A 19,373-nucleotide genomic window follows, 5' to 3' on the forward strand; every position below is an offset into this window, starting at 1 on the left:
TTGGCAAAGGCAAGCAGTCAAGGTTTAACGGGAAGACAGAAAGCAGCTATACTTCTGATCACAATGGGACCAGAGGTATCTGCTCAAATATTCAAGCATTTGCGTGATGAGGAGATCGAGCAACTTACATTGGAAATTGCCAATGTGCGGAAGGTCGATGCCATTGAGAAGGACTCCATCATGGCCGAGTTTCATCAAATTTGTCTGGCTCAGGAGTACATTTCCCAAGGCGGTATTAATTACGCTAAAGAAATATTGGAGAAAGCACTCGGATCGCAAAAAGCAGTTGAGGTCATTAACCGTCTAACAGCGACGTTACAGGTAAGACCCTTCGATTTTGCCCGCAAGGCTGATCCAAACCAGATATTGAATTTTATACAGAATGAGAATCCGCAAACGATTGCTCTCGTGCTTTCGTACTTGCAATTTGAGCAGGCGGCTACAATTCTGTCGTCTCTGCCACAGGAAAAACAGGCAGATGTGGCCCGGCGTGTCGCTGTTATGGACAGTACATCTCCGGAAGTTATTTCCCAGGTGGAACGAGTGTTGGAGCAAAAGTTGTCTGCAACCGCGACGCAGGATTATACGAATGCGGGTGGTATCGAGTCCATTGTTCAGATTTTGAATGGCGTAGACCGCGGAACCGAACGTACGATTCTCGACTCGCTTGAAATTCAAGATCCAGAACTGGCTGAGGAGATCAAGAAAAGAATGTTCGTGTTCGAGGATATCGTCAATGTGGACAACCGTTCCATTCAGCGCATTATCCGCGATATCGACAATGCAGATTTGCAATTGGCGCTTAAAGTGTCCAGTGAAGAAGTACGCGATGTGATTTTCCGAAATATGTCGAAACGTATGGCAGAAACATTCAAAGAGGAAATGGAGTACATGGGACCGGTGCGGTTGCGTGATGTGGAAGAAGCACAGACACGTATCGTATCGACGATCCGCAGATTGGAAGAGGCCGGTGAGATTATAATCGCACGCGGCGGAGGAGATGACATCATTGTCTAACTTGATTAAATCTTTCCAATATGTTCCTGTAGAGGCTTTGAAAACAATTGATGTGGCACATACGTATGCGCCAGAAACGACGGATGAAGAAATCACAACTGAATATACGGAGCCGGAGCCTCAGCGAGATCACGAGGCTGAACGGCTGCGCGATGAAATGCTGAATGATGCCAAGGATTTTGCTGAACGTCAGGTTCGCGAGGCAGCTGAAGAAGCGGAACGGATGCTTCAGGAGGCACAGCAGCAGATTGAAGCCTGGTGGCAGGAACGACGCGAGCATGACGATCAGTTGACTCAGTCGTTAAAAGCTGATGGGTTTCAGCAAGGATATGAAGAAGGCCAAAAGCTGGCTGAGGCCGAGCTCCAAACGAAATCGGAGCAGATGATGGAAGAAGCACAGGATATTCTGCGTCAGGCCTATGAGATTAAGGAACAACTGATTCAGGAAGCGGAGCCTTTCCTGGTCGAACTGAGTAGTGCTATTGCTGAGAAGGTCATTGAGAAACAGCTTAGCCTTGAACCGGACTACACGATTGAATTAATTCGTAAAAATTTGGCTCGTAAGCGGGAAAAAGGAACCATTACATTGTGTGTGTCGCCTCAGCATTTCGCATTTGTGCAAGGTGCACGAGAAGAATTGTCATTAACTGTCGATTCGCAGGCAGAACTGCAAATTATTCCTGATGGTACCGTGAAAGATCGCGGTTGTGTTATCCGTTCTTCTTTTGGGAGCGTGGATGCGCGGATTGATACGCAATTAGCTGAGATCAAAAAGGAACTACTGCGTCTGGCACATGAGAATGAGGAGCGAAGACATGAAGGGGCTTAATACGCAGCGCTACATGGATCATTTGCGCCAGTTGGACCCGGTCCGGGTAAATGGCAAGGTTACGCAGGTTATCGGCCTGATGGTTGAATCGGAAGGTCCAGACGCCAGTATCGGGGATGTTTGTTACATTTATCCGGGTAAAACGGCAAAGCCGTTGCAAGCAGAGGTTGTAGGCTTCAGGGACAATAAAGTGCTTCTGATGCCACTTGGAGAACTGCAGTCCATTGGTCCCGGTTGTGATGTTGTAGGAACAGGGAAGCCGTTGAATGTGCAGGTCGGGTCAGAGCTGTTAGGCAAAGTGCTGGACGGCTTGGGTCAGCCTCTGGATGGCTCATTGATCCCCTCGCGAATGGCGAGATATTCAACCTTCAATATTCCGTCCAATCCGCTGAATCGTCCGCGTGTGCAGGAACCAATCAGTATCGGGGTGCGCGCTATCGACGGGTTGCTTACTATCGGTAAAGGACAACGGGTTGGTATTTTTGCAGGTTCGGGTGTAGGTAAAAGTACCTTGATGGGAATGATTGCTCGTAATACGGAAGCCGATGTGAATGTAATTGCCTTGATCGGGGAACGTGGACGTGAAGTGCTGGACTTTATTGAACGCGATTTAGGTCCGGAGGGACTAGAACGTTCCGTGGTCATTGTGGCAACTTCCGACCAACCTGCGTTAATCCGTATTAAGGGTGCACTTATTGCAACGACCATCGCGGAATATTTTCGGGATCGCGGATTGAATGTCATGCTGATGATGGATTCAGTTACCCGGTATGCGATGGCCCAACGTGAAGTCGGCCTAGCCGTAGGGGAACCACCAGCAATGAGAGGGTATACTCCTTCCGTGTTTGCTAGTCTACCTAAGCTTCTGGAACGTGCAGGGACAGGTCCTACTGGCTCCATAACCGCCTTTTATACGGTGCTGGTCGATGGGGACGACATGAATGAGCCCATCGCGGATGCGGTGCGCGGGATTTTGGATGGACATATTGTCTTGAATCGTGGGATTGCGAACAAAGGACATTTTCCCGCAATTGATGTGTTAGCGAGTATTAGCCGGGTTATGAAGGATATCGCACCACGAGATCAGATAGACGCTGCCGAGAACATTAAGCGCTTGATGGCCATTTACAAAGATTCGGAGGACCTGATTAATATCGGGGCCTATCAGCAGGGTTCAAATGCAGAAATTGACGAATCCATGGAGCGCATACGGGATATATGGGATTTTACAAGACAAAGAACAGATGAAAAGGCTGAGCTGGACGAGGTAAGGGAGCGTTTGATTTCTGAATTTACGAGGAGATGAAGGTTGAACGATGAGATTTCAGTATTCCTTTCAGAAAGTTGTAGACTTGAAAACCAACGAAAAGTCACAGGCCGAATGGTTGCTTTCCAGTGCTGTCGGACAATTGCAGGCTGAGGAGCAGACATTAACACAGCTTGTAGGCGAAAGGAATCGGGTCATATCAGCCATTCAAAAGGCTGCCGAGGATTGCGCGCCACTCTCTACCATTCAGGAATTACAGGCTTATGTTAATCATCTGGACCAATGTATTACACGCAAGCATAGGGATGTTCAATATGCGCAGCAAAATGTGCAAAGCAAACAAACCGTTTTGACCGATAAAATGCTGGATGAACAGGTTTGGCTGAAAGCGAGAGAGAAGGCCAACGTGAAATTCCAACAGGAAATGCTCCTGCGCGAGCAGAACGAGCTGGATGAAATGGCTTCCGTGCGATTTGCCATGAAAGCCCGGTAAGCGGAAAGTCATAGGATACGCATATCAGCTGCCTGAGGAGGAAGACGATGGCACAGAAGTTAGCAGAAAATGAACTGGATATGGATTTAGGAAAAGAATCAGGCGGGGGATTTGAACGGTTTATGTTTTTCCTGATTCCGATTGTGTTCACAATCGTTCTGGTCGGGGTCCTGCTTACATTGTTCAATATGGACTTCAGAAGCGAAATGATTTCATTAGGGAACAAAATACCAGTTGTTAAAAATTGGATACCTGAACCGAAAGATAAGGCTACTCAGACGAAAGAGGCAGATCAGAAGGCTCAGTCTGAAAGTTCTGAAGCAACTATTGAGCAGTTAAAGGCAGATTTAGCCAAGCAGACGGAGGAGCTTAAAAAGGCTACCGCTGCTAAGACGACACAAGATAAAAAGGTTACTGAACTGCAGAATCAGGTCAATACGCTGCAAACGCAACAGGAACAGCAGTCACAGGCGAGTCAGCCGGGACAGGCCGGTACGCAAACTACAGGTGGAACAACAAATGAAGATCCTTATGTAAAACAGGCCAGAGATCTTGCTAGCATGTATGAAGGGATGACAGCTAGTAAAGCGGCACCGATTATGGAGAATCTGACCACGGAAGAGACTGTGCAGCTGTTAAGCTACATGGACCCTGCCAACAGTGCAAAGATTTTGCAAAAGATGGACGCTAAAAAAGCAGCCGATATTACTATGGCTCTGAAAAACGTAACGCCATCTACGGATTTGTCAGTTGCTGCGTTGCAGTCTCGTCTGAAAAAGGATCAAGGTACCACAGCTGGAACAACGAGTAAGAGTTTGCAAAGCACTCAAATCAGTAGCACATTTGCTTCCATGGACAAGAAGAGTGGTGCCGAACTTATTTTACAAACTTACAAAATCAGTCCAGACAAGGCATTAAACATATTAAATACAGTAGATGATTCGACACGTGGTTCTTTACTACAAAATATGTCTGCCAAGGATGCTGCTCAGACCGCAAAAATTTTGAACAAACTGATGGGCAGTAAGTAATTTAAATGAAGGGAGGTGAAAAATAAATGACCCTTATTTCTCAAAGTGTATCGCTCGGCACCAGTCAGACAGCTAGCAGTACTACGGCCTCAACAACGACTACAGCGACAGCTGCTGGAGCAACCACGGGTGCTTTTAATCAAACACTTACCCAAATGATGACAGGCGGGCAAACGGGCTCAGCAGGCACAGATGCGAACGGTTCTCCATTAGTTATGGTACTTCCGCTTATTGCAACTGGAGAATCCACGGAAGCTCCAACCGAGCCGCTGGCCGAAACACTGGCTCCTTTGCTGCAAAATCTTGAAAAGCTGGATGATCAAGTAGCTGCTGATCCTGCTCTGCTTGCAACTCTGCAAGCGTGGATTCAGCAAGTACAACAGTTTTTACAAGGCGACGGAACAAATCAACAGTTAAACGGTGGAGAAACGACAGAGGCGACAGGCTTAACAGCTTTGGCAGCCAACCCGGCTACTCTTCGATTTGCATTACAGGACGCTTTGTCACAACTTGCCAATGTAGCAGAGCAGGCTTCTGGAGACCAAAAGTCCCAGGTGGCACAATTACTACAATCGCTCCAAAGTGCAACGGCAGGTACGGGAGCTATTTCCGATGAGCAGTGGAATGGTGTAATGAAAGCTGTGGAACTTGCTGATGGTGGGGATTCACAAGCAGTTCAGCCTTCTGCAAATCGAGCAAATGGTACTCAGACCGTAGCTACAGCGACTACAGACAAACAGGTTGTTGCTTCTCAGCAGCAAGCAAGTCAGGGCGAAACTAATCAACAAGGTTCAGAAGGGCAACGTTCATCAACTAATATTCTCGTTCAGTCTGCAGTTAAGACGACTGTAACGGATGAAGCGAGTGCATTCGTAGATGCAACTGAGCGAGCGGATTCGACAGCAACTGACAATCAGACTCCAGTGATCACGACTGCGGGACAGCTTTCGGTACAAACGCAAGGAACAACACCTTCGGCTCCGGCTCAACCAGTCGTACATGTACGGCAATTTGCCAAGGAGATGACCGAATTTGTAGTGCAGAAACTTGACATTGTAAAACACACTGGTTTGACGGAAGCGACTATCATGCTTCGTCCAGATCATCTGGGCCAGCTGGAAGTTAAGCTGACAATGCAAAATGGTCATCTGGTTGCCCAGTTCATGACTGAGCATAGCGGAGCGAAGGATTTGCTGGAACAGCAAATGTCGCAGCTGCGTTCGAGTCTCCAGAGCCAAGGTATCCAGGTAGATAAGGTAGAAGTAACGCACAATGAGTCGCTTTCCTCCCATATGTATCAGGATGGACGCGGATCTGGAGCTAATCAGCAGCAGCAATCCAATCAACGTTCCAAAGCTCGAGGTAGAGAAGAGAGCGAGGATGCTTTGAAGGTAGCTGAAATGGCAGAAGAGCTTCGTAACTGGACAGCTGAACAACGCGCAGATGATATGAATCGGACAGGCTCCTTTACAGCACAAGCGTAATGATGGAGGTGAGAACACAATGACGACTACAGACAACAATGTATCCACCAGTAACGTCTGGCCGAATTACAATGTGAATAATGTCAAAACAGCAAGTGCCAAGGATACTAAAACGATGGGTAAAGATCAGTTTTTGAAAATTTTGATCACCCAGCTACAAAATCAGGACCCGATGCAGCCTTTGGAGGATAAAGAATTTATCGCTCAAATGGCCCAGTTTTCCTCGGTAGAACAACTGATGAACATTTCTACGCAGTTGAATGCATTGGGACAGTCTTTAGGTACAGCCTCCGGTTTGATAGGAAAAGAAGTCAGCTGGATTGAGGCAGGTAAAAAAGACTCCATTACAGGTGAAACAGGTGCGGGTACAGTGAAAAGTGGAATCGTGGATTCCATCGTTATTCGTGACGGTGTGCAGTATGCCAAAATGGGAGCGGCTGAGGTGGCATTAAAAGATGTAACATCAGTGAGTCAGGCTAATACAACGACTCCCGCTACAAATACATCGGATACTTCCCCTTCTTCCTCTACTGGAAGCGGTGAGAACTCATGAATGACAGGATAACGGTCGGACGCCTTTTTCCCGCCAACGTGCCACCGGCAGCAATCTCACAAAACCGAGTAAATTCGGTATCCAAGGATGCCAGACCGTTCGGTCAGGTGTTGCAGGAACAGGTGCTCAAGCTGAGCAACCATGCAGCCAAGCGTCTGGAGCAGCGGGGAATAGAGTTGAGAAGTGACCAAATGGCGAAAATTAACTCTGCTGTGGATAAAGCAGCTGCCAAAGGCGCCAAAGAATCACTGATCTTAATGCAGGATATGGCTTTGATTGTAAGTGTACCTAATCGAACAGTTGTTACCGCGATGGATAAGAAATCCATGGAGGATAACGTATTTACGCAGATAGATAGTGCTGTAATTATTTCATAAACATGTATACGAAGTGGCTGGCCCGAATAGGAAAGCCATGAAAAAGCCGCGGATCGACTGATGCGGTCAACTAAGCAACCAATCAGAGGAGGATTTATACTCAATGTTGAGATCAATGTATTCAGGTGTATCGGGCATGAAGGGCTTTCAAACGAAGCTGGACGTTATCGGTAACAACATTGCAAACGTAAATACTACAGGCTTCAAGTCCAGCCGAGTGATGTTCAAGGATATCTTGAGCCAAACGAGTTCAGGTGCAAGCGCACCAGACGCTACGACAACTGCAGGTCAAAATGCCAAACAGGTTGGTCTAGGGGTGTCGGTCAGCTCGATTGATACACTGCATCTTCCAGGTAGTGCAATGACTACGAACAATCCAACGGATTTGCGTATTAACGGTGATGGATTTTTCCTGATCAAAATGAATGATGCACAGGAAGTCCCTTATCTGACTCGTGCGGGTGATTTCCACATAGACGCAAACCGAAATCTGGTTACTGCCGATGGATTTTTTGTAGGAGATGCCGGTGGAGATCCAATCACACTTGCTGACAATGTTACGGCAGTTTCTATCTCACAAGATGGTACGATTGTACAGCAATTAGATGATGGTACAGTAGATAATGGCACGCAAATTGGTATAGCCAGAGTTACTAACCCGGAAGGTTTGGAGAAAATTGGAGGCAGCTTGTATCGTACAACGGTCAACTCCAACATTGATGAACTTGAGCCTGGAGCAGCCAACTCAGAGGGGCGTGGAGCTATCATCGCGGGTCAGCTGGAAATGTCCAACGTTGATCTGACCGGCGAATTTACCGAAATGATCGTAGCTCAGCGCGGATTCCAAGCGAACTCGCGTATCATTACGACCTCGGATGAAGTTCTTCAGGAAGTTGTAAACTTGAAACGATAATCTCATTTAAACGCGGAGGAGTAGAGGCTCCTCCGCACCTATCAGGAGGTTGGTGTTACGATGATCCCGTTAACGCGGCTGAACGGCTCGCCTATGTGGCTTAATGCGCTGCTCATTGAGACTGTGGAGGAAACACCGGATACATACGTCACTTTGGTGACGGGGAAACGGTTGATTGTATTGGAAAAAGCGGCAGATGTCGTCTCCTTGATCAAGGGTTACAGCCGTGAAATCGGCATGCATGCCGCCACGATAAAAGTGCAACAAATGGAGGAAGACGAATGAAGAAGATGCTGCCATGGCTCATTACAATTTTACTCGCGATTACTTTGATTGCAGGCGCGGCCTTTGTACTTATACCAGCGCTTAGCGGGAAGAAGTCGGAAGTCATACCGAATGCGCAAGCTGCTCAAGCAGAACAACTTCCAAGATTGTCAGCAGATGAATTGGTGGAAGTGAGCTCTGAAATTACCGGTATCAAAACGAATTTGGCAGACGCAGATTACATTGTCCAGATGAACCTATCTTTTCAATTGAACGATGCCAAAGCAAAAGAATCTTTTGAAAAAATTAAAGACATCAGTATTAAGCCCATCGTTATTCAATTGCTTGCAGACACCAAACCTGATGAGCTCAGAACGGCTAAAGGCCGGGACCAGTTCAGTGACAAGCTGACGGATCTCATCAACAAGTCGCTCCCTGAAGGTCACCTGGGGAACGCCAAAATTACAGACTTTTTGCTGGCAGCCATTTGATTCCAGGTGAACTTGTCAGGAACACGTAAGGGGGTGAATAACATTGGTGGATGTACTGTCACAAGGGGAAATTGATGCCCTTTTAGCAGCTCTTTCGTCCGGTGAAATGGATGCGGAAGAACTTAAAAAGGAAGATACCCAAAAGAAAGTTCGCGCTTATGATTTTAAAAGAGCGCTTAGGTTTTCCAAGGATCATATACGGAGTCTGACGCGGATACACGAGAACTTTGCGCGGTATCTGACCACATATTTTTCAGCGCAGCTTCGTACTTTTGTCCAAATTAATGTCGTTCAGGTGGAGCAGCTTCCTTATGATGAATTCATTCGCTCTATTCCGAAAATGACCATTCTAAACATTTTTGAAGCTGAACCGCTGGAAGGCCGTATGGTGCTTGAGGTTCACCCGAACGTTGCTTATGCCATGTTGGACAGGCTTCTCGGAGGAACAGGTTCGGCACCGTCAAAGGTTACTGCGTTGACCGAAATCGAGACGACGATCATGGAGCGAATTTTCAGCCGTACCTTTGATAGCCTGCAAGAGGCTTGGAAAACGGTACTGGACATTGAACCGCGCCTAGAGGCGATGGAAACGAATCCGCAGTTTATGCAGATTGTTTCGCCCAATGAAACGATTGCTCTGATTTCGCTTAGTACCAAAATTGGTGATACCACAGGGATGATTAACCTCTGTATCCCGCACGTGGTATTGGAACCCATTATGGCCAGACTGTCCACGCACCAGTGGTTTACATCCGAAAAGAAATCAAGGGCGCCCGAAGAGATCGACGCCTTGAGATTACGGGTCACCAAAGCAGAGCTCCCTATTATTGCGGAGTTGGGTGAATCCCGGATAAATGTAGCCGAGTTTCTGGGTCTTTCGGTAGGGGATGTCATTTCATTGAACAAGCCTGTCAAAGAAGGACTATCCATCCGGGTGGGCGATAAATTGAAGTTTATGGGAAGTCCCGGCATGGTAAGAGATCGTGTTGCCGTACAAATTGATGAAATTGTCAACGAAGGAGTTGAAGAAATTGACGAGTAAAGACTATTTGTCCCAGGAGGAAATCGATGCCTTGCTGAAACAGTCTGAAGCGGGGACGGATTCTACTCCCGCCAACAAGACCGTTGACGATTTTCTGACTCCTCTGGAGCAGGATGCTCTTGGGGAAATCGGTAATATAACGTTCGGCAGCGCAGCTACGGCTCTTTCCACACTGCTCGGTCAAAAGGTGGATATTACGACACCTAAAGTTTCAATTATTACCCGTTCTGAATTTGAAACTGCATTTCCAAAGCCACACGTAGCTGTACATGTAAATTATGTCGATGGATTCGAGGGTATTAACTCACTCGTAATCAAAAAGCGTGATGCACAGGTGATAGCGGACTTAATGCTTGGTGGTGAAGGTAACCCAGCGGATGAAGAATTGAATGAAATTCACATCAGTGCCGTGCAGGAAGCGATGAACCAGATGATGGGATCGTCGGCGACCTCTATGTCTACCATGTTTAATCGTTTTGTTAATATCTCTCCACCGGGTATTGATATTTTGGATCCTATGCACGGTGATGGAGTATCTAGTCTGCCGGATGAAGAAACGCTCATTACAGTATCCTTCCGGTTATTGATCGGGGATCTTATTGATTCTACGCTGATGCAACTGTTGCCTGTTAATTTCGCCAAAAAAATGGTGAGCATCCTAATGAATGGCGGAGAGGATGAAGAACAACCGCAAGCGTCCGCACAGCAGGTAGCTGCAACAGCTGCTCCCGAAGCGCCGCAACAAGCCAGCGTTCCGCAGCAACCGCCTGCACCAGCCTATCAACAGCCACCAGCAGCCGCGCAGGCGCCGCAAGACGCAGGCTATGGGCAACAACCGCCAATGTATCCTCAAGACCCGGGATATGGGCAGCAGGGCGCTCCAGGCTATGGAACACCGGGTTATGGAATGCCAGCTGGCGTACCGCCGCAAGCTCCTTACGGAACGCCTCATCACTACGGTGCAGTACCGGGACGTAATGTAAATGTACAACCTGTACAATTTTCTAACTTGCAGTCCGGTGCATTTGCGCAAGTGGATGAAAACAATTTAAATTTATTGATGGACATTCCCCTTAGAGTCACCGTAGAATTAGGAAGGACCCAAAAGCAAATTAAAGATATTCTGGAGCTCTCACAAGGTTCAATTATTGAACTGGACAAGCTTGCCGGGGAGCCGGTGGACATTTTGGTTAACAACAAACTGATTGCCAAGGGCGAGGTTGTCGTAATCGACGAGAACTTTGGCGTGCGTGTAACAGATATTGTAAGCCAATGGGACCGTATTCAAAAATTACAATAAAAGCATAATTTAGGGAGGATTTATTTCAGATGGCAAACCGTATTTTGATCGTGGACGATGCTGCATTTATGAGAATGATGATTCGGGACATCCTGTCCAAAAATGGATTTGAAGTAGTAGGAGAGGCCCAGGACGGATCACAGGCCATTGAAAAATTCAAGGAGCTTCGTCCGGACCTGATTACGATGGATATCACGATGCCTGAAATGGACGGCATTGCCGCTCTGAAGGAAATCAAACAAATTGACGCGAACGCAAAGGTTATCATGTGTTCCGCGATGGGTCAGCAAGCAATGGTTATTGATGCCATTCAAGCTGGCGCAAAAGATTTTATCGTTAAGCCTTTCCAATCGGATCGGGTTATCGAAGCCATCAACAAAACACTGGGTGTGTAAGGCGCACCCAGTATGGATACACAACAGGGTGCCTCTGACGCATTGAGTACATCCAGCAATATAGGCAACATTGCCTGGGTCCTTTTCGTGCTAATCTTTATCATCGTACTGATCGTGTACTTGATACGGTTTTTGAGTAAAAGAAATCAGAGCTGGTTCAGCAACCGCTCCGTTCGCATACTGGGAGGCGTGGGACTTGGTCCCAATAAATCCCTTCAGCTTGTTGAAGTTGGTAGCAGTGTGTACCTCATTGGTGTGGGAGAAGATATCCGGCTTGTTGACAAAGTATCCGATCCTGAAGAAGTGGAGCAAATTTTGGCCGCACTGGAGCAAGAAGCTTCTCTGCAGCGCGGCCCGATTGCCCCGCTATTCGCTAAAATTGCGGATAAGCTTCGCCGGAACAACGCGGCACAGCAGCAGCCTGAAGAGGAGACATCTTTTCACGAGATGTTTGAATCCAAGCTTCGGCAAATGCCGAATCGCAAGGATAAACTTGAAAAGCTGCGCAATGAGGAGAATACTACAGATCGGTCGGGAGATTCATGAGAAAAAAGATTATACTTGCATGTTTGCTGCTTGTCTTGTTCAGCTTCATTTCGGTGACGGCGGCCTCTGCGGAACCGATTCCGAACATTGATATTCAAGTCGGCAATTCGGACAAAGGACAGCCCGGTGCCACCTCGCTGTCTATTATTTTACTTATTACTGTCATTAGTGTAGCGCCCGCGTTGCTTGTACTTATGACAAGTTTTACGCGAATTGTGATTGTGCTTGGCTTTGTGCGAACTTCGCTGGGAACCCAGCAGATGCCGCCTAATCAGGTGCTTGTCGGACTGGCTTTGTTTCTCACTTTATTCATTATGGCACCGACGTTCTCAGCTATGAATGAAACTGCACTTCAGCCGTATCTCAAGGGGGATATAACACAGTCTCAGGCGTTGGATAAGGCATCGGTACCGATCAAGACCTTTATGTTCTCTCATACACGTGAGAAGGATCTACTACTGTTTATGAAATACACCAAAATGGAAAAACCAAAGAATTATCAGGACATTCCACTAACGGTGATGGTTCCGGCTTATGCAATCAGTGAGTTGAAAACGGCATTTCAGATGGGATTTATGATTTTCATACCATTTTTAGTTATAGACATTGTAGTGTCGAGTACACTCATGGCTATGGGGATGATGATGCTACCACCGGTAATGATTTCACTTCCTTTTAAAATACTGCTCTTCGTACTTGTAGATGGTTGGTATTTGGTAGTCAAATCATTGCTTCTGAGTTTTAACACATGAATACTTCATGCAAGGACAGCAATCAAGGAGGACGGCAATGACTTCGGAGTTTATTATTTCCCTGGCTGGGCAAGCGGTGTACATTGTACTCAAGGTGAGCGCTCCGATGCTGATTTTGGGGCTAGTCGTGGGTTTGATTATCAGTATTTTTCAGGCGACAACCCAAATTCAGGAGCAGACACTGGCCTTTGTTCCGAAGATTGTCGCCGTATTGCTGGCATTGCTTTTGTTCGGGCCCTGGATATTGACCACATTAGTGGACTTTACGTATAACATTCTAGACAATTTGTACAAATATATAGGTTAGGCTGAATGTTATGAATATATTGTTACAGAGTTTTCCTGTTTTTTTGCTGATTTTTTGTCGGATTACCTCATTTTTTGTAGTGGCGCCTATTTTTTCAACCCGAGGGGTACCTAATATCTTTAAGGTTGGAATTTCAGGATTTCTAGCTTTGGTCGTGTATCTTACATATGGTACGCATCAACAGGTACCGACCGATGTATCGTACGTGCTGTTAGTGAGTCGTGAAGTGCTGATTGGGTTGTTATTGGGGTTTACTGCATATCTGTTCATGACAGCGATCCAAACTGCAGGTTCATTTATAGATCTACAGGTGGGCTTCGGAATGGCGAGTGTGTTTGATCCCATGACAGGGGCTTCAACGCCTTTAACGGGGAATTTTAAGTTTGCCATTGCAGTATTGTTCTTTTTAAGTATAAATGGGCACCATCATCTGCTAAATGCTATCTTATACAGCTATGATTGGGTACCGTTGACAAATGATTTTTTTGTAAAGCTGTATGGTGGCAGTGTAACTGAATTCCTGGTACGTTCTTTTGCGGAATCATTTATGCTTGCTTTTCAAATTGCTGCTCCCATTGTAGTGGCTACCTTTTTAACAGATGTGGGACTTGGTTTTTTAGCTAAAACAGCGCCACAATTCAACATTTTTGTTATTGGCGTACCTCTTAAAATTATTGTGGGACTGTTCATGTTACTGCTTCTCATGCCAAGTTTTGCTTTTATATTCGAAAGATTGTTTTCGGTGATGTTCGAATCCATGCGCAACTTGTTGGATATTATGGGTAATCGTCCTTAATGTCTGGTCTGGAGGAACGTAGTTTGTCATTTAAATATGCTATGAACCTGCAGTTGTTCTCAGGGGAAAAAACGGAAAAAGCTACACCCAAAAAGAAACAGGATGCAAGACAAAAAGGGCAGGTTGCCAAAAGCATGGAGTTGCCCGCCGCTGGTGTCCTGCTGGTTACGTTTTTTTGCCTCATGATTTTCGGCGGGTATTTTAAGGACCATGCAGTTCGACTATTTCGAGATATTTTTGTGAATCGGCTCTCTATGGAGGTAACGCCGAACACAACGCTGCTGATGATGGGAGAGTATGGCGTGCAAATCTTGATTATGCTGGCGCCTATTTTTATTGGGGCTATTGTCATCGGGATAGCAGCGAATTACATGCAGATCGGTTTTTTATTAACCGGAGAGGGCATTACGCCCAAGTTTAGCAAGATTGATCCGATTAAAGGATTCAAAAATATTTTTTCCATGAGGTCATTGGTTGAATTCCTAAAATCTGTTTTAAAAATGACTGTAATTGGTTATCTGGTGTACAGCGTACTCTGGAAAACTAAGGCTGACCTACCTAAACTGGCTGAAATGTCCGGTGATCAGATGTTGAGCTTTACAGCTTCATTAACAATGGAACTGGGACTCAAAATTGGTGTGGTGCTGTTCGTTTTAGCGGTGTTGGATTATATGTATCAACGTTATGAGCATGAGAAAAACCTGAGAATGTCCAAACAGGACATCAAGGATGAATACAAGAAAATGGAGGGTGACCCGCTGATCAAAGGGAAAATTCGCGAGCGTCAGCGCCGTATGGCTATGCAGCGTATGATGCAGGAGGTTCCTAATGCAGATGTCATCATCACCAACCCTACGCACTTTGCTGTGGCTTTGAAATATGACGGTTCGGAGATGGAAGCGCCGCAGATTATTGCGAAAGGGCAAGATTACGTTGCGCTCCGAATTAAAGAAATTGCCAAGCAAAACGGCGTAATAACGATGGAAAACAAGCCGCTGGCGCGGGCGCTGTTTCAAAGAGCCGAAATCGGAGATGCGATACCAGCTGATCTGTTCCAGGCCGTTGCCGAAGTGCTGGCGTATGTATATAAATTAAAAGGTAAAGTGAAATAAAGGGATCGGAGGGCTAGAGACCCGTGAAAATAAAAGAAATAACTGTCCTTGCAGGCGTCATCGGTATCGTTCTTATGATGATTCTCCCGATCCCATCATGGCTGCTGGATATCCTACTCGTCATTAATATTTCTATTGCTTTGATGATTCTACTCGTTTCTATGAATACGAAGGAAGCTTTACAGTTTTCTATTTTCCCTTCATTGCTGCTCATTACAACGTTGTTTCGTTTGGCACTTAATATCTCTACAACCAAACTTATTTTAGGTGAGGGACATGCAGGGGAAGTAGTTGCTACGTTTGGTAGTTGGATTGCAGGAGGGCAAATTGCCGTCGGTTTTGTTGTCTTTCTCATTCTCGTGGTCGTACAGTTCATTGTTATCACCAAGGGATCTGAGCGGGTTGCTGAGGTAGGCGCACGATTTACATTGGATGCGATGCCGGGTAAACAAATGAGTATTGATGCTGATCTGAATGCAGGTTTGATCAATGAGCAGCAAGCCCGTGAACGACGCAGTAAAATCGAACGGGAAGCGGATTTTTACGGAGCGATGGATGGTGCGAGTAAATTCGTTAAAGGTGATGCCATTGCTAGTATTATCATTTTGATCATTAACTTGGTTGGCGGCTTTATTATCGGTATGGCCGTTCAGGGGAAAGGATTTCAAGAGGCGCTGTCGACTTATTCTGTACTCACCATCGGTGACGGACTGGTCAGCCAGATTCCCGCACTGCTCATATCCACGGCGTCAGGCTTGATTGTTACGCGGGCTACATCGGATGGCAACTTGGCAGAGGATTTAACTGGACAGCTCTTTTCTTATCCAAAACTGATCTACATTGTGGCTGCCACAATTGCATTATTGGGTCTCTTCACGCCTATTCATATCATTACAACTCTTCCACTGGCGATTCTGCTGTTTTTCGCGGCTCGAAGAATGCAGGGCAATATGGAACGCAAGCAGATAGCTGATGAGCAGCTGGAAGAGGAGCAACAAATTGAAGAAGTCCGTAGTCCAGAAAGTGTCATTAATCTGCTTCAGGTAGATCCAATTGAATTTGAATTTGGATACGGGTTAATTCCGTTGGCGGATACACAGCAGGGCGGGGATTTATTGGATCGGATTATTATGATCCGTCGTCAATGTGCTTTGGAGCTGGGTTTGGTTGTGCCGGTCATTCGTATTCGGGATAACATTCAGCTCAAGCCTAACGAATATGTCATTAAAATTAAAGGTAATACCGTGGGCGGCGGGGAGCTTCTGTTAAATCATTACCTGGCTATGAGTCCGGGATACGATGACGATTCTATTTCAGGGATTGAAACGACAGAACCGGCCTTCGGATTGCCCGCGCTCTGGATTGATGAGAACACCAAGGATGTTGCGGAACTATCGGGTTATACCGTAGTTGATCCACCTTCAGTTGTAGCTACTCATCTTACGGAGACGATCAAGAAACATGCTCATGAGTTGCTTGGCAGACAGGAAACACGGTCGCTGGTCGACAATCTCAAAGAGAATTATCCAGTGCTGGTGGACGATCTTATTCCTTCTGTGCTTGCGATTGGGGATGTACAAAAAGTGTTAGCCAAGCTGTTGAAAGAAAAAATCTCCATTCGCGATATGGTGACTATTTTCGAAACGCTAGCTGACTACGGTACTTATACAAAAGATCCCGACGTGCTGACTGAATATGTCCGTCAGGCGTTGTCCCGACAGATTACGCAGCAATTTGCCCAACAAGGGGAGACGTTACGCGTTATTACAGTGGGACCAGGATTGGAGAAGAAAATTGCTGAAAGCGTGCAACAGTCGGAGCAAGGTAGCTATTTGGCTCTTGATCCGGTGTCTACGCAAACGGTGTATCAAAGGATGATGGAGCAAATCAACCGTCTCATTCAATCTGGACAGCAGCCTATTGTGTTAACGTCGCCGACAATTCGGATGTATTTGCGGCAAGTGATGGAGCGGACTATGCAGGATGTCCCGGTGCTGTCGTACAGTGAGCTGGAGCCGAACGTTGAAATTCAAAGTGTCGGGGTGGTGAACTTATGAGAGTGAAACGATATGTAGTGGATACCATGCCAGAAGCTATGCTGCAAATCAGGGGTGACTTAGGAACAGATGCCGTCATTTTAAGTACAAAGGAAATGAAGGTCGGCGGTTTCATGGGAATGTTCAGTAAAAAGAAAATCGAAGTGGTAGCTGCGGTAGAGGAAAAGCAACCTCAAAAGCCACGACGGTTTGGACCATCTTCACAAGAGCCTACCCAGGCGGCTTCATCTTCAATGAATGCTCCTGAACAGCCAGAAAAATCATTTATGCCTGTGGTTCCCAGACAAGCTGCTCCAGAAGCTTATCGGCGGGTAACGCAGATGACGGGTGGTTCCAAAGAAGAACAAGCTGAGTTAACGAATGATGCAGAACAGGCAGCTTCAGCAACTGAGCATTTGTTATCTAGGCCTGCTAATAATCTGGAGACTATGTCTCAAGTACTTGATCATGAAGCATTGCTTTCGAACATGAAATCATCCAGTGAACTGTTTAAACAGCCCATTGAAGTAAGTGTTCCAGACAAGAGCGGAGCAGAGGGAAATCAGGCTCTGCTTAATGAATTGCGGGAAATGAAGGCTATGATGACTCGGTTTTCTCGAAATTCTTCATTGGAAAGTACTTGGCCGGAGCCGCTGCAAGAGATTTGTGAGCGTATGCTGGAGCAGGAAGTGGAACGCGATTTACTGGAGTATTGGCTCGAACAGGTATATGTGCGCCGGAGTGAGCATCCTTTTGCGCCTGAAACTTTTGATTGGGAACAAGCCTTTCGTGAGGAAGTGGCCAGTTTTATTCAGATAAGACTGGACAAAGGGATCTCCAAAGATACCAAAATTGTGTATGTGGCAGGTCCTACCGGAGTAGGGAAAACGACAACCATTGCCAAGTTAGCAGCAGAGCAGTTGTTTAAGCATCATCGCAAAGTTGGATTTATTACTTCTGACACGTACCGGATTTCAGCCGTCGAGCAACTGCGTACATATGCTACGATTTTGAATGTACCGCTTGAAGTTGTGCAGTCTCCCGGTGAAGTCCACAGAGCCATTCAACGTCTGGAACATTGTGACCTGATCCTCATGGATACCGCAGGACGAAATTATCGTAATGAATTACTTGTTTCGGAACTGCAAAGTCTGCTTTCGCCTATTAATGAAAGTGAGACGTATCTGGTACTCAGCCTGACATCCAAAAGCAAAGATATGCTCAATATAACTGGACATTTCAGTAAGTTTGGTCTTGGTAAGGTTGTATTTACTAAGATGGACGAGACAGGTAGCTGCGGTGGAATGTTTAATCTTTTGCATCAATTTCCGATGCAACTGGCCTATATTACCAATGGACAAAATGTTCCTGACGACCTGCTTCATCCCGATACAGAAATGGTGACAAGCATGCTGCTTGGACCCAAAGCATCATCAGGAGCTAACGGAGATTCCATATGAGTGACCAAGCCCAATCACTTAGACAAATGGCTTCTTCCTTGGATAAATATCGATTGCCCCCACGTAATCGTCAAGCCAAAATTATAACGATCACCAGTGGTAAAGGCGGGGTGGGCAAATCCAATTTTACGCTGAATTTTGCTCTGGCTCTGCAATCCCTTGGTCGAAAGGTACTTGTGTTTGATGCTGATATCGGTATGGCCAATATTGATGTATTAATGGGGGCCAATTCACAATACAATCTTCTTCACCTGTTAAAACGTGAGAAATCAATTGATGAAATTATTCAAACGGGTATAGGTAGTTTGCCTTATATTGCTGGAGGATCGGGCTTGAGCGAATTGTTTGCGTTATCGGATGACGATCTGAATTATTTTGCCGAAGAAGTAGAAAAAATGGCGGCAGATATGGATTACATTCTATTTGATACAGGTGCAGGTTTATCTAAAGAAAACCTTAAATTCATCACTTCAGCTGACGAATGCCTGGTCGTAACCACACCGGAACCGACGTCCTTAACAGATGCGTATGCGCTAATTAAAGTCGTCAGCGGGTTGCAAAAGAATACGGTATTCAAAATTATAGTCAATCGTGCCGATAACGATAATGAGGCCCGTCAAGTTGCCGATAAGATCGCACTGGTTGCGAGACGCTTTTTGGAGATCGAAATCCCGTTGCTTGGGCATATCAGTGATGATACTCATGTCATGCAAGCAGTCAAAAGGCAAATACCTTTTATGGTTGCTTTTCCGGGATGTGCGGCTTCAAGAGATATATTGAATCTGGCACACCGTTTTGCAGCAATGCCACAGATCCCGCAATCAGGTGCATTGAATGGAATTAAAGGGTTTATGCAAAAATGGTTGCGACGTTCTGTACATTGATTTTGATGAGAGGAAACAGAGGTG

22 protein-coding genes are annotated in these 19,373 nt (G+C 46.1%); all 22 read left to right on the plus strand.

Translation table 11 applies throughout. The features are described from left to right. The 22 genes from fliG (at position 1) to NLX74_RS03395 (ending at position 19,349) form a co-directional block, all read left to right on the plus strand. Positions 1–1,017, plus strand: coding sequence for a flagellar motor switch protein FliG (gene fliG / locus NLX74_RS03290; protein WP_235308121.1), 1,017 nt, complete (start codon positions 1–3; stop codon positions 1,015–1,017). Then, the gene (locus NLX74_RS03295) at positions 1,010–1,846 is read left to right on the plus strand and encodes a FliH/SctL family protein (RefSeq protein WP_104495247.1); all 837 of its coding nucleotides are present in this window, start codon (positions 1,010–1,012) and stop codon (positions 1,844–1,846) included. The genes fliG and NLX74_RS03295 overlap by 8 nt, the downstream gene beginning before the upstream one ends. Continuing rightward, on the plus strand, positions 1,833–3,152 hold the full coding sequence (fliI, locus tag NLX74_RS03300; RefSeq protein ID WP_029516991.1) for a flagellar protein export ATPase FliI: 1,320 nt from the start codon (positions 1,833–1,835) through the stop codon (positions 3,150–3,152). Before NLX74_RS03295 ends, fliI begins: the two co-directional genes overlap by 14 nt. A gap of 10 nt (positions 3,153–3,162) precedes the next feature. Next, complete coding sequence (fliJ, locus tag NLX74_RS03305) at positions 3,163–3,606, plus strand: flagellar export protein FliJ (RefSeq protein WP_013309890.1); 444 nt, start codon at positions 3,163–3,165, stop codon at positions 3,604–3,606. A gap of 47 nt (positions 3,607–3,653) precedes the next feature. Continuing rightward, positions 3,654–4,637 (plus strand): magnesium transporter MgtE N-terminal domain-containing protein, encoded by a 984-nt coding sequence (locus tag NLX74_RS03310; RefSeq protein WP_069291726.1) that lies wholly within the window; start codon positions 3,654–3,656, stop codon positions 4,635–4,637. A gap of 26 nt (positions 4,638–4,663) precedes the next feature. Beyond that, positions 4,664–6,121, plus strand: coding sequence for a flagellar hook-length control protein FliK (locus NLX74_RS03315; protein ID WP_254327929.1), 1,458 nt, complete (start codon positions 4,664–4,666; stop codon positions 6,119–6,121). A 19-nt stretch (positions 6,122–6,140) separates the two neighbouring features. After that, a complete protein-coding gene (locus NLX74_RS03320) occupies positions 6,141–6,674 on the plus strand; it encodes a flagellar hook capping FlgD N-terminal domain-containing protein (protein WP_235308123.1) in 534 nt (177 codons plus the stop codon). After that, the gene (locus NLX74_RS03325; RefSeq protein ID WP_103047878.1) at positions 6,671–7,051 is read left to right on the plus strand and encodes a TIGR02530 family flagellar biosynthesis protein; all 381 of its coding nucleotides are present in this window, start codon (positions 6,671–6,673) and stop codon (positions 7,049–7,051) included. The genes NLX74_RS03320 and NLX74_RS03325 overlap by 4 nt, the downstream gene beginning before the upstream one ends. Positions 7,052–7,154: 103 nt before the next feature. Continuing rightward, positions 7,155–7,964 carry a flagellar basal-body rod protein FlgF gene (gene flgF / locus NLX74_RS03330; protein WP_254327930.1) on the plus strand — a complete coding sequence of 270 codons (810 nt, stop codon included), beginning with the start codon at positions 7,155–7,157 and terminating at the stop codon, positions 7,962–7,964. Between the two features lie 60 nt (positions 7,965–8,024). Further along, the gene (locus tag NLX74_RS03335) at positions 8,025–8,249 is read left to right on the plus strand and encodes a flagellar FlbD family protein (RefSeq protein ID WP_013309896.1); all 225 of its coding nucleotides are present in this window, start codon (positions 8,025–8,027) and stop codon (positions 8,247–8,249) included. After that, positions 8,246–8,719, plus strand: coding sequence for a flagellar basal body-associated FliL family protein (locus NLX74_RS03340; RefSeq protein WP_023988194.1), 474 nt, complete (start codon positions 8,246–8,248; stop codon positions 8,717–8,719). Before NLX74_RS03335 ends, NLX74_RS03340 begins: the two co-directional genes overlap by 4 nt. 43 nt (positions 8,720–8,762) lie before the next feature. Continuing rightward, a complete protein-coding gene (fliM, locus tag NLX74_RS03345) occupies positions 8,763–9,761 on the plus strand; it encodes a flagellar motor switch protein FliM (RefSeq protein WP_235308125.1) in 999 nt (332 codons plus the stop codon). Next, positions 9,751–11,061, plus strand: a complete 1,311-nt coding sequence (fliY, locus tag NLX74_RS03350) for a flagellar motor switch phosphatase FliY (RefSeq protein WP_069291729.1) — start codon at positions 9,751–9,753, stop codon at positions 11,059–11,061. The genes fliM and fliY overlap by 11 nt, the downstream gene beginning before the upstream one ends. 29 nt (positions 11,062–11,090) lie before the next feature. After that, positions 11,091–11,456, plus strand: coding sequence for a response regulator (locus NLX74_RS03355; protein ID WP_010346372.1), 366 nt, complete (start codon positions 11,091–11,093; stop codon positions 11,454–11,456). A 12-nt stretch (positions 11,457–11,468) separates the two neighbouring features. Continuing rightward, the gene (locus tag NLX74_RS03360; RefSeq protein WP_023988197.1) at positions 11,469–12,002 is read left to right on the plus strand and encodes a flagellar biosynthetic protein FliO; all 534 of its coding nucleotides are present in this window, start codon (positions 11,469–11,471) and stop codon (positions 12,000–12,002) included. Next, positions 11,999–12,754: a flagellar type III secretion system pore protein FliP gene (gene fliP / locus NLX74_RS03365; RefSeq protein WP_013309901.1), complete on the plus strand. Its 756-nt coding sequence runs from the start codon at positions 11,999–12,001 to the stop codon at positions 12,752–12,754. The genes NLX74_RS03360 and fliP overlap by 4 nt, the downstream gene beginning before the upstream one ends. Positions 12,755–12,791: 37 nt before the next feature. Next, complete coding sequence (fliQ, locus tag NLX74_RS03370; protein WP_007430038.1) at positions 12,792–13,061, plus strand: flagellar biosynthesis protein FliQ; 270 nt, start codon at positions 12,792–12,794, stop codon at positions 13,059–13,061. Positions 13,062–13,071: 10 nt separating this feature from the next. Further along, positions 13,072–13,857, plus strand: coding sequence for a flagellar biosynthetic protein FliR (gene fliR / locus NLX74_RS03375; protein WP_254327931.1), 786 nt, complete (start codon positions 13,072–13,074; stop codon positions 13,855–13,857). Beyond that, positions 13,857–14,969 carry a flagellar biosynthesis protein FlhB gene (gene flhB, locus NLX74_RS03380; RefSeq protein ID WP_254327932.1) on the plus strand — a complete coding sequence of 371 codons (1,113 nt, stop codon included), beginning with the start codon at positions 13,857–13,859 and terminating at the stop codon, positions 14,967–14,969. Before fliR ends, flhB begins: the two co-directional genes overlap by 1 nt. Before the next feature lie 23 nt (positions 14,970–14,992). Then, positions 14,993–17,026: a flagellar biosynthesis protein FlhA gene (gene flhA / locus NLX74_RS03385; RefSeq protein ID WP_235308127.1), complete on the plus strand. Its 2,034-nt coding sequence runs from the start codon at positions 14,993–14,995 to the stop codon at positions 17,024–17,026. Then, a complete protein-coding gene (flhF, locus tag NLX74_RS03390; protein WP_254327933.1) occupies positions 17,023–18,465 on the plus strand; it encodes a flagellar biosynthesis GTPase FlhF in 1,443 nt (480 codons plus the stop codon). Before flhA ends, flhF begins: the two co-directional genes overlap by 4 nt. After that, on the plus strand, positions 18,462–19,349 hold the full coding sequence (locus NLX74_RS03395; protein ID WP_254327934.1) for a MinD/ParA family protein: 888 nt from the start codon (positions 18,462–18,464) through the stop codon (positions 19,347–19,349). The genes flhF and NLX74_RS03395 overlap by 4 nt, the downstream gene beginning before the upstream one ends. Positions 19,350–19,373: the final 24 nt, after the last annotated feature.

It is taken from the genome of Paenibacillus sp. MZ03-122A, from assembly GCF_024213325.1.
Lineage (GTDB): Bacteria > Bacillota > Bacilli > Paenibacillales > Paenibacillaceae > Paenibacillus > Paenibacillus polymyxa_B.

What these genes read in the sequence shown, in the direction of transcription:
- fliI (WP_029516991.1), top strand. Translation starts at nt 1,833, where the DNA reads ATGAAGGGGCTTAATACGCAGCGCTACATGGATCATTTGCGCCAGTTG.
- fliJ (WP_013309890.1), top strand. Translation starts at nt 3,163, where the DNA reads ATGAGATTTCAGTATTCCTTTCAGAAAGTTGTAGACTTGAAAACCAAC.
- NLX74_RS03310 (WP_069291726.1), top strand. Translation starts at nt 3,654, where the DNA reads ATGGCACAGAAGTTAGCAGAAAATGAACTGGATATGGATTTAGGAAAA.
- NLX74_RS03315 (WP_254327929.1), top strand. Translation starts at nt 4,664, where the DNA reads ATGACCCTTATTTCTCAAAGTGTATCGCTCGGCACCAGTCAGACAGCT.
- NLX74_RS03320 (WP_235308123.1), top strand. Translation starts at nt 6,141, where the DNA reads ATGACGACTACAGACAACAATGTATCCACCAGTAACGTCTGGCCGAAT.
- NLX74_RS03325 (WP_103047878.1), top strand. Translation starts at nt 6,671, where the DNA reads ATGAATGACAGGATAACGGTCGGACGCCTTTTTCCCGCCAACGTGCCA.
- flgF (WP_254327930.1), top strand. Translation starts at nt 7,155, where the DNA reads ATGTTGAGATCAATGTATTCAGGTGTATCGGGCATGAAGGGCTTTCAA.
- NLX74_RS03335 (WP_013309896.1), top strand. Translation starts at nt 8,025, where the DNA reads ATGATCCCGTTAACGCGGCTGAACGGCTCGCCTATGTGGCTTAATGCG.
- NLX74_RS03340 (WP_023988194.1), top strand. Translation starts at nt 8,246, where the DNA reads ATGAAGAAGATGCTGCCATGGCTCATTACAATTTTACTCGCGATTACT.
- NLX74_RS03355 (WP_010346372.1), top strand. Translation starts at nt 11,091, where the DNA reads ATGGCAAACCGTATTTTGATCGTGGACGATGCTGCATTTATGAGAATG.
- NLX74_RS03360 (WP_023988197.1), top strand. Translation starts at nt 11,469, where the DNA reads ATGGATACACAACAGGGTGCCTCTGACGCATTGAGTACATCCAGCAAT.
- fliP (WP_013309901.1), top strand. Translation starts at nt 11,999, where the DNA reads ATGAGAAAAAAGATTATACTTGCATGTTTGCTGCTTGTCTTGTTCAGC.
- fliQ (WP_007430038.1), top strand. Translation starts at nt 12,792, where the DNA reads ATGACTTCGGAGTTTATTATTTCCCTGGCTGGGCAAGCGGTGTACATT.
- fliR (WP_254327931.1), top strand. Translation starts at nt 13,072, where the DNA reads ATGAATATATTGTTACAGAGTTTTCCTGTTTTTTTGCTGATTTTTTGT.
- flhB (WP_254327932.1), top strand. Translation starts at nt 13,857, where the DNA reads ATGTCTGGTCTGGAGGAACGTAGTTTGTCATTTAAATATGCTATGAAC.
- flhF (WP_254327933.1), top strand. Translation starts at nt 17,023, where the DNA reads ATGAGAGTGAAACGATATGTAGTGGATACCATGCCAGAAGCTATGCTG.
- NLX74_RS03395 (WP_254327934.1), top strand. Translation starts at nt 18,462, where the DNA reads ATGAGTGACCAAGCCCAATCACTTAGACAAATGGCTTCTTCCTTGGAT.